6 protein-coding genes are annotated in these 9,478 nt (G+C 72.7%); 2 read left to right on the top strand and 4 right to left on the bottom strand.

Annotated elements, in window-relative coordinates:
• Positions 1-95: 95 nt before the first annotated feature.
• On the bottom strand, positions 96-1,250 hold the full coding sequence (locus ABIA32_RS26460) for a benzoate/H(+) symporter BenE family transporter (RefSeq protein ID WP_370100412.1): 1,155 nt from the start codon (positions 1,248-1,250) through the stop codon (positions 96-98).
• A 51-nt stretch (positions 1,251-1,301) separates the two neighbouring features.
• Here ABIA32_RS26460 and ABIA32_RS26455 point away from each other — a divergent pair, with 51 nt between their 5' ends.
• Positions 1,302-1,886, top strand: a complete 585-nt coding sequence (locus ABIA32_RS26455; protein ID WP_370100409.1) for a helix-turn-helix domain-containing protein — start codon at positions 1,302-1,304, stop codon at positions 1,884-1,886.
• 65 nt (positions 1,887-1,951) lie between these two features.
• Positions 1,952-2,857 carry a phosphatase PAP2 family protein gene (locus tag ABIA32_RS26450; RefSeq protein WP_370100406.1) on the top strand — a complete coding sequence of 302 codons (906 nt, stop codon included), beginning with the start codon at positions 1,952-1,954 and terminating at the stop codon, positions 2,855-2,857.
• On the opposite strand, the gene ABIA32_RS26445 is transcribed toward ABIA32_RS26450, so the two are convergent.
• The 3 genes from ABIA32_RS26445 to ABIA32_RS26435 form a co-directional block, all read right to left on the bottom strand.
• Positions 2,838-3,407: a GPR1/FUN34/YaaH family transporter gene (locus tag ABIA32_RS26445; protein WP_370100404.1), complete on the bottom strand. Its 570-nt coding sequence runs from the start codon at positions 3,405-3,407 to the stop codon at positions 2,838-2,840. The genes ABIA32_RS26450 and ABIA32_RS26445 overlap by 20 nt on opposite strands.
• Before the next feature lie 183 nt (positions 3,408-3,590).
• Entirely contained in the window at positions 3,591-6,194 is a 2,604-nt protein-coding gene (locus ABIA32_RS26440; protein WP_370100401.1) for a glycoside hydrolase family 5 protein, read from the bottom strand.
• A gap of 229 nt (positions 6,195-6,423) precedes the next feature.
• Positions 6,424-9,090 (bottom strand): SpoIIE family protein phosphatase, encoded by a 2,667-nt coding sequence (locus tag ABIA32_RS26435; RefSeq protein WP_370100398.1) that lies wholly within the window; start codon positions 9,088-9,090, stop codon positions 6,424-6,426.
• Positions 9,091-9,478: the final 388 nt, after the last annotated feature.

Below are 9,478 nucleotides of genomic sequence, written 5' to 3'. Positions count from 1 at the left end.
GATGGTACTGCAGGGGGGACCCTGTGGGAGAGTAGGACACCGCCGAACAACCTTTCCAGTGAAGCCCCCTGACCATCGGTCAGGGGGCTTCACTGTTATCTGACCACTTTCCGCATGACCAGTCCCGCCGCCAGGGCCCAGACCGGCGCGCCGATGCCGAACGCGGAGACCCCCGACGCGGCCACGACGAACGTCACCACTGCCGCCTCGCGACCGTTCTCGTCGGCCAGGGCCGACGAAAGAGCCGAGCCGAGCGTCGGCAGCAGTGCCAGGCCCGCGATCGCCTCGACCAATTGCGGGGGCGCCGTCGTGAGCAGGACGGCGGATGCGCCTGCCGTGAGGCCGAGCAGGATGTAGCAGACGCCGGCGGTGACCGAGGCGATCCAGCGACGGTCGCGGTCGGGGTGGGCGTCGGGGCCGGCGACCAGGGCCGCCGTGATGGCGGCCAGATTGATCGTGTAGCCGCCGCCCAGGGCGGTTGCCGCCGTGCTCAAGCCGGTAGCCGTCAGGACCGGTCGTACCGGCGGCTGGTAGCCGAAGTGGCGGAGCAGGGCCAGGCCCGGGATGTTTTGCGAGGCCATGGTGATGACGTACAGCGGCAGCGCGATGCCCACCAGCGTCGACCAATCGAAGGCCGGCGCAGTGAAGCTCAGCCGGGGGAGCAGCGAGGCCGCTGTGGTTCCGAGGTGGCCTCCCGTTCTCACGGCGACGACGACCAGCGCCGCTCCGAGCGCCCCGGGCGTCGCCCAGCGACGGGCGAACCGCATGAGCACCGCCCATACCGCGAGCACGGGCAGCATCATCGCGGGCAGTCGGAACGCCGCCTGGACCGGTGCCAGGCACAGTGGCAGCAGTACGCCTGCCAGGAGCCCCGTCGCCAGCCCGGTCGGAATCGCGGCAACCACTCGGCTGAGTCGGGACCACAGCCCGGTCACCGTCAGCAGGAGCCCGCAGACCAGGAAGGCCCCGACCGCGTACCGATAGCCGCCTGCCTGGGTGCCCGCGCCCGCGAGCAGGGCCGCGCCAGGCGTCGACCAAGCGATGCTGATGGGCTGGCGGAAGCGCAGCCCGAGCCAGATGGCGAGGGCGCCCATGCTCAGGCAGAGAAGCAGCAGCCCGGAGACCGCCTCGTCACGGGTGGCCCCCACCGCTCGCAGACCGGTCAGGACCAGGGCGAAGGAGCTGCTGAACCCGACCACCGCGGTGATCAGGCCCGCCGTCAGCGGTTGTGCGGGTATGCGGCCCGGCATCGGTGAGTCTCCCAGTGGGCGCGAGTGTTCCGTTTATGGAACGCTAGCGGAATGGGGATACTCGACGCCATGGAGAATTCCGGGCACTGGACACCCGCTGCCGCCACGGCGACCGGGGAGCGCATCCGCGCGCTCCGCGCGCAGCGCGGGATCAGCCTGTCCGAGCTGGCGCGGCGTGCGGGGATCGGCAAGGCGACTCTTTCCGGGCTGGAGACGGGCACCCGCAATCCGACCGCCGAGACTCTCTACGCGATCGCTGGGCAGTTGGACGTCCCGCTGGCCATGCTGCTGTCGGCACCGGGCGGGCAGCTTGGCGTGCCGGACGTGCACGGCAGCGCCGTGATTGCCCGGCTGCTGGAGGTCTTCCAGGACGGCGGGGACGGCGGGACCAGCACCGAGCTCTACCGACTGGAGATCCGTCCCGGAGTGCTGCAGACCTCCCCGGCTCACCCGCGCGGAGTGATCGAATACCTCACCGTCTTCTCCGGAACCGCGCAGGTCGGCCCGGCGGGCAGCCCGCTGACGGTCCGGGCCGGTGAGCATGCGTCCTGGGCGGCGGACACGCCCCACACCTACGCCGCGCTGGGGCACGAACCTGTCCACGCCTCGCTGCTGATCCGGCACCCGCTCGGATAGCGGCCCGACGCGCGCGCTGTCATGGGTTGGCACTACGGTGAGCGCTGGGAAAGGGGGCCGGCACTGTGCAGAACCTCACGCTGAACTGGCAGTCCGCAGGAACGGTCGCGGCGCTGGCCTTCGGCGCGTCCGTGGCCGTTCGGCGGATCGGGGCGCCGTCGTCGCGGCGGCACAACGTGGGGCTGGTTCTGCGCGAGCTGGCCACGGTCCTCGGCCTCTTCGCGATCTGGCAGTTCGCCGGTCAGCTCTCCGTGATGAGCACGGACGGAGCTCTCTCGCGCGGGCAGGCCATCTGGGACGCCGAGCGCCGCCTCCATCTCCCGAGCGAGGCGGCGCTGCAGAGCTGGGTGCAGCCGCATGCGCTGCTGATGCAGGGGGCCGACTACTACTACGCGACGCTGCACTTCGGCGCGGTCATCACGCTCCTGATCTGGCTCTTTCTACGGCACCGGCACGCCTACCCCTGGGTCCGGATGACGCTGGTGCTGGTCACGGCCTGGTCGCTGCTGGTCCAGCTGATACCGGTGGCGCCGCCGCGGTTGCTGCCGGGCAGCGGGATGGTCGACGTGGCGGCGCAGTACGGCCAGTCCGTCTACGGGACGACCATCGGCGGCGTGCAGGCCGATTCGTACTCCGCCATGCCCTCGGTCCATGTCGCCTGGTGCGTGCTGGTGGCTGTCGCGGTGATCACGGTCAGCCGGAGCCGCTGGCGCTGGCTGGTGCTGGCGCACCCGATCCTGACCGTCGCGGTCGTCGTGGTCACCGCCAACCACTACTGGCTCGACGGCGTCGCCGCTGTCGCGCTGCTGCTCCTCGCCTACGCGGTGCAGTGGTACGCGGCCCGGTTGCGGGCCGCGTACCTGCTGCGACGTGCGGTGGAGGGCGGACCGGCGACTCCCCTCGGGTCCCGGCCGGCCGCTCCCGTGGGTGTTGCGAGTCGCTCTCAGGCCGTCAGCGGACGGGGAGAGTGAGCGGGCCCCACTTGTTGCCGCCGAGGGAGACCGTGGCGGCGTACCAGGAGAGCAGCCCTGCGACAGCGGCGACCCAGCCGGCGACCTTGCCGAGGCCGGAGCTGTTGGCGAAGTCGCCGATCGCCCAGAGCACCAGGGCGACGGTGAAGAGGCCGTAGACCCCGCGGACCAGCATGCTGCCGTTGCCCCAGTGCGCGGCGGTCAGCGTGAGTGCGAGCAGGGCCCAGAGAGTGAAGAAGAGTCCGGCTGCATTGGCGGACGTCATCGTCATCTGCGACGCGGCGATCCACAGCGCGCCGAGGCCGCCGAAGGCGGTGCCGGTGCTCGCGCTGCCGGCGCGGAACTCGAGCAGGCCGGCGATGAAGAGGGTGACGCCGCCGACCCAGAAGGCGAGGTCCTTGGTGTCGGCGCCGGCGGTGTTGTGGATGACGCCGGTGGAGACGAGGCCGTAGGCGAGCAGGGTCAGGCCGAGGGCGAGGTAGCCGAGCGGGCCTGCTGCGGCGCCGAGAGTGAGGGAGCGGTTGTTGGCCACCGCGGCTTCGTTGCTCACGGGGGCTCCTTTCACTGGTGATGCTGGCCGGCGGTCGGGTGGTGGCCGCCTTTCTCTGATGGTTGTTCCGTACCCGACAGTGACCGGTCGTCAACCTACCGTAATCAGAGTGATATCGAGCAATTTCGAAGATCTACCGCGGCTGACCTGCCTGGAGGTTTATGGAACGCCGAGCGAACCGCCTCAGCCGATGTCGAGGCGGTAACTCCCCGTCGCGCAACCGGAGATGAACCAGCCGCCGGGCTGCTGGCGCTCCGTCAGCTGGGCCACGCCCTGGACGCGCGGCGTCGGCTTCCCCTTGCCCGGGTACCAGACCGTGAGCGTGCAGGCGATCCCGGAGCCGCCGGCCGGCGCGGTGCCGGCCAGGGAGAAGGTCCCAGTGTCCGGGCCGGAGGCGAGGCGCGTGAGCGTGCCGGGGGCGGTGCGCGGGTAGGCGCGGGAGAGGACGGTGAGGACGGTGCCCGCCGGGGGGAGGTCCTTGCCGGTCGCGCAGTCGACGCCGACGAGGTTGCCGACGGTGCTCGCGTGCTGGTCGCTCTCCGGGCTGCCGCACGCCTGCTTCCAGACCCAGAAGGCGTCCCCGATCCGCGCCTGGTCCTCGGCCGCGGCGAAGCGTCGCATCATCGCTCCGTTCTGGGGGACGTTGGAGCCGAACCAGCCCCACTCGCCGCTCCAGAGCGGCATCCCGTAGGCCTTGGCCTGCTGCTCGGCCAGGGCGAAGCCGCGCTCGACCGAGACGAGGGTCAGTCCGAGGGACTGGTCCATGGTGATCGACTGGCTGTAGAGGTGGGGCGCGAAGACGAGGTAGGGGTCGGTGCTGAAGCCGCGCGGCGGTGCCGCGTCGAAGCCGAGCCCGGACCAGAGCACACTCGGCTCGACGAAGGCCAGGTGCGGGAAGCCACCGGTCGCCTGGCTCTCGGCGGTGCGGATCGCCTGGACCGCGCGGTGGTAGTAGGCCCCGAGCAGCACGGACGAGGTGGCCGGCGGATCCTCGCCGATGCCGGGCTCGTTGAGAAGTCCGTAACCCGCGACGGCCGGGTCGCCGGCGAAGGTGCGCGCCAACAGGGCCCAGGTGCGGGTGAGTTCGGTCTGAATGCCGTCGGTGTCGTGGTAGAAGGCGGTGAACGCACGGGCGTTGGCGGGGGTGAGGTCCCGGCTGAGGTTCTGGCAGCGCGAGGCGCCGTCGGTCAGCGTGGCCCAGGCGGGCGCGCCGTCGTAGCCGAGAGCGGGGGTGGTGCCTGCGGGGCAGCTGGTCCCTGCGGGCGCGGCGAGTGCGGGGCCCCAGGCGTCCTCGTGCAGGTCGAGGTCGGTGTAGAGGCCGTGCTTGGCGGCCATCGCCACCGTCGCGCGGATCTTGTCGAGGTACGCCTGGTCGTAGCGGCCCCGGCTCGGCTCCAGCGCGGACCAGGAGATGTCCAAGCGGACGACGTCGAAGCCGAGCGAGGCCATCGCCGCAAAGTCGCCGTCGCCGAGCGGGCGGACGGTCTGCCGGCCTGGCGTCGGTGCGTAGTAGTCGACGAGCTGGTTGACGTTGACGCCGCGCAGCAGCACCTGACGGCCGTTGACGTCGGTGATCTCCGCAGGTGCGCTGCCGGACGCGGGCCGGACGGTGAGTGCCGGCAGGTCCTGGTCGGCGGTCGCGCGTGCGGCGGCGTTGACGGAGGGAGCGGCCGTCGCGGTGGTCGGAGTCGCCTGGGCCAGCAGCCAGGAGCCGAGGGCCAGCACGGTCGCCGACGCGATCACGCTCGCGATCCGGCGGCGCTGACCGGATATGACGTCCAGCAGACGGCTGATCACCAGGAGCGCGGGGACGATCGCCCAGCCGAAGGCGACGCCGAGAGAGAGCCCGGTGCCGATCCGCAGCGCCGCGTCGGGAATCACGAAGAGGTCGCCGCTGCCGAGGCTGCCGCCGCCTGGGCCGCCACTCCAGCCGAGGTCGCGGGGGAGTGCCAGCAGTGCCTGGACGACGCCCGCGCCCGCGCCGCCGCCGAGGGCGGCCAGCCAGCCGCCGAGCAGCAGGTGGCTGGGCCGGGTGTAGTCGAAGCGCCGCGAGGAGCGGGAGAGCAGGGCCGCGCCCACGATCGCGGCCGCCGCGAGCTCGACCGCGAAGCGGCCCGGGCCGAGGTCGAGACCGAAGGGGAGGCGTCGCAGGCTCAGCTGCTCGCCGTAGAAGGAGGCGGCCGGCGAGCCCTCCCAGAGCAGCGGGCCGACCAGGGGCCCGAGCAGCGCGAGCGGCAGCGCCGTCCCGGTCAGCGACCAGCGCCAGCCGTAGTGCGGGGGCATCCGGCGACGCCGACGAGGCTCCTCCGCCACCCTGCGCCGGCGGTAGGCGAGCGCGCCGAGCAGGGCGGGCAGCCAGCTGAGCAGCGCCGTGCGCTCGGCGGTCAGTCCGCAGTCCCACAGCGCGGTCGCGGCGAGGGTGCGGGCCCCGCCGTGGATGGCCGCACCGGCGGTCTCGGCGAGCGTCTGCGCGAGCCGGGCCAGGGCGGCGGCCAGTACGGTGACGACCCAGAGCCGCACCGTGATCCGGCCGCGTCCGGCGGTGGGCCCGGCGCTGCGGTAGGACACGACGGTGCCCCACGCGGTCACCAACGCCAGCACCGGCAGGAACACGGCGACCCCGGCGACGGACCAGAGCCCGCGCACCGGCGTCACCCGCAGCGCGGACCACGGCAGCGGCGCGAACAGCGACGTCGGGTCCGCGTAGGCGGCGGCGAGGCAGACCGCGAGGAGGGCGGTGACGGTGACCAGTGCGGCGAACGGTGCGCGACGCGAGGGGCGGGACATTCGCCGATGGTAGGAGCGCTGAATCCGGCGCAACAGGGGTCACTTCTGCCCCACGGCTGCCTCAAGCGCATCAGATCCGGACAAGTCGATGGCTGTGCTCTGTGAAGGTTTGGAACCTGGTGGGTGAAGCGGAGGCGACGCCTCCCCTCGGAACCGGTGTGCTTTGTGGCGCTGATGATCGCGGTGATCTTCGGGGCGGTGCAGCTCACGGCGGTGCGGACGGCGCGGCTCACTGCTGGGCCGGGGCGCCCAGGATCCGGAGGGCCAGGATCGCCATGTCGTCCGAGGCCGGGTCGGCGGCGAAGCGTTCGACCGCGCGCAGGACGCGGGTGGCGACCGCGCCGGCGGTGAGGCCGGTGCAGGCGGAGAGGACCTCGGCGAGGCCGTCGTCGCCGAGCATGCGGGTGCCCTCGCGGCGTTCGGTGACGCCGTCGGTGACGCAGAGCAGGACGTCGCCCGGTTCGAGGACCAGAGATTCGGCTGTGAGCTCCAGGTCGTCCATGACGCCGAGCAGGGCCTGCGGCGAGGCGGCGGCGGTGACCGTGCCGTCCGGGCGCAGCCGCAGCGGCAGGGGGTGGCCGGCGCAGACCGAGCTGAGGGCGACCGAGCCGTCCGGTCGCGGCGTCATCTCGCCGTAGAGCAGGGTGAGGAACCGGCCCCGGTCGCCCTCGTCGAGGATGGCCGCGTTCAGGCGCTGCAGCACCTCCGGTGCGGAGAGCCCCTCGCGGGCCAGCAGCCGCAGCGAATGGCGGGCGAGTCCGGTGACGGAGGCCGCCTCGGGGCCGGTGCCGCAGACGTCGCCGATGGCGAAGCCGTAGGTGCCCTCGCGGATCGGGAAGATGTCGTAGAAGTCGCCGCCGACCTCGTTGCCCTCGCCCGCCGCGCGGTAGATGACCTCGACCTCGACGCCAGGGACCCGCGGCACGGCGGGCGGAAGGAGGCTGCGCTGCAGCGCGCGGCTGATGGCGGTGCGCTCCGAGTACAGACGGGCGTTGTCCAGTGCCAGCGCCGCCCGCCGCGACAGGTCCTCGGCGAGTTCGAGGATCTCGCGGCGGAACTTCTCGTCGGCCGCCTTGCCGAGCGTGAGCATCCCGATCACGCGGTTGCGGGCGACCAGCGGCAGGACGACCGCTTCGCCGCCGACGGTCGCGGCCGTCGCGGCGGCGGTCCGCTGGGCCGCGTTGCCTTCGTCAGCGCTCTCGCCGGGGGTGAGGCTGCGCAGGGAGGCGCGCAGGGCGGCGTCCTGCGCCGCGTCGCCGGGCGCGAGCCAGTCCCGCGCGCTGGGCGCGTTGAGGGGTTCCGGGGGCGCGATGCTCTCCAGAAGGGCGCGCAGACCGTCGATCTGCTCCTCGTCCTCGTGCAGCACATAGGCGAGCTCGGGGACGGAGGGGTCGATGCCGGTGTAGGTGGTGTAGACGGCGCACCAGGAAGCCAGGGTCGGCACCGTCATCTGCGCCATCAGCGCCAGGGTCTGGTCCCGTTCCAGGGTGCCGGCCAGCAGGTCGGATGCCTCGACCAGGAAGGAGAGCGAGCCGCGGCGCAGCCGTTCCAGCTCGGTGAGCCGGGCGCTCTCGACCGCGAGTGCGATCCGGTCGGCGGCGAACTGCAGCCGCAGTGCGTCGTCGTTGGTGTACTGGCCGGGGGTCTGCGCGGCCACGCCGAGTGAACCGGTCAGCCGGCCCTCGACCTTGAGCGGCACCGTCACCACGGAGCGCAGGCCGGTGCCGCTGAGCAGCGGCACCGCGCCGGGGGAGTCGGCCAGGTCGTCGTGGACGGCGGGCAGCCGCGCCGAGCCGTAACGTCCGGAACCCGATTCGACGACAGGGACCCGCGCGAAGCGCTGCCGCCCCGAGGGCAGGCCGCAACTGGCGCGGACCTCCAACTCGGTCTCGTCGTCGGTGGCGAGGAGCAGATAGGCGGCGTCGCCGTCGAGCATGTCGCGGGCCCGTTCGACGGTGCGTTGCAGCAGCCCGTCGAGGTCGTCCGGAGCCTGACCGCCCATCAGCGAGCCCAGGAAGGCGTCCACGCCCGCGCCGTCCGAGCGCGCTCCCGCACCCTCGGACGCGGCCGGGTGCACGCGCAGCGGGGACTGAAGCACGGCGCGCTCCTGCTCGCGCACCAGCAGGCAGACCGTTGAGGGGCTGCCGTGCGCGTCCCTGACCCGCAGGTGGGCGGCGTAGACGGCGAGCAGTCGGCCGTCCGCGCGGCGGATCGCGTAGCTGCCCTCCCAGCGGGAGAGGCGCAGTGCCTCGCTGAAGCCGAGGCCGGTGCCCGGCGTCTGCGGCCAGGCGGCGAATTCGGCGAACGGGCGGCCGACGGCCTTGACGGCCGGGTGCTGGAAGAGCAGCTCCGCGTCCTGGTTCCACACCGACACCAGACCCTCGGCGTCGATCTGCAGCACGGCGACGTGGACGGCCGCCTCTGCCTCGGGCAGCAGGCTGTCGGGGGTGACCGGGCCGGCGAAACGGGTGCCTGCGGCGCGGGCCGGGAGTTCGAGCGAGAACCACACCCGCTTGTCGGTGGCCGTGTAGTCGACGCCCCAGCGGGACGCGAGCGCCGCGCACAAGAGCAGACCGCGGCCGCCCTCGCGCTCCAACTCGGCGGTGCCGGCCGGGCCGTCCTCGTGGCCGGGGTAGATCGGCAGCGAGCGGCGCGGGTACCGGTCGGCGACCTCGACCCTGACCGAGTCCGCACGGCGCAGGCACTGCACGTGCGCGGCGGTGCCCGCGTGCACGACGGCGTTGGTGACCAGTTCGCTGGCCAGCACCACCGCGTCGTCGACGACCTCGGCGAAGCCCCAGCCCTGCAGCGTGTCCCTGACGAAGGCGCGCGCGGCGGCGACGGAACGGCCGACCGGTTCGAACGTGGCGGCAGCCCGCGCGGTGGCGTCACCCACGAGGCGCCTCCTCCTTCTGCCGGGCTACCGGCTGTCGGGCTACCGGGCACACACGTTACCGGGCGGCGGACGACGGCTGTCACGACTGCTGTGCGGCACTGGCCCAACGTCGGTTGTCGCCGCCAGGTTACTGACCCGGATTCCACTTCGGGAGCGAAGCCGGTACGTTCGGTGACTCGATCTGAACCTGACAGATCGCGGCCCCGCTCGGGCGTTCGATCAGAAGCGCCCCAGCCGAGCCGATACCCCTCGATACCCGTCGGCACCCTCGCAGAACCCCTCCGGGTCGTTAGATTGTGGGATGCGTCCCACGCGCGCGCGACCGCGCCGGGCGACCGCGGGGCAATCAACGCAACTCTGGAGGCACGCCGGTGGATTCGAGCAGGGC

This window comes from Streptacidiphilus sp. MAP12-20, from assembly GCF_041262525.1.
Classification (GTDB): Bacteria; Actinomycetota; Actinomycetes; order Streptomycetales; family Streptomycetaceae; genus Streptacidiphilus.
Note: the sequence above shows the minus strand (reverse complement) of the source record. Positions and strands in the feature narration are given on the sequence as shown.

Coding starts and splice junctions, on each gene's coding strand:
- ABIA32_RS26460 (WP_370100412.1), bottom strand. CDS start 1,250: ATGCCGGGCCGCATACCCGCACAACCGCTGACGGCGGGCCTGATCACC.
- ABIA32_RS26455 (WP_370100409.1), top strand. CDS start 1,302: ATGGGGATACTCGACGCCATGGAGAATTCCGGGCACTGGACACCCGCT.
- ABIA32_RS26440 (WP_370100401.1), bottom strand. CDS start 6,194: ATGTCCCGCCCCTCGCGTCGCGCACCGTTCGCCGCACTGGTCACCGTC.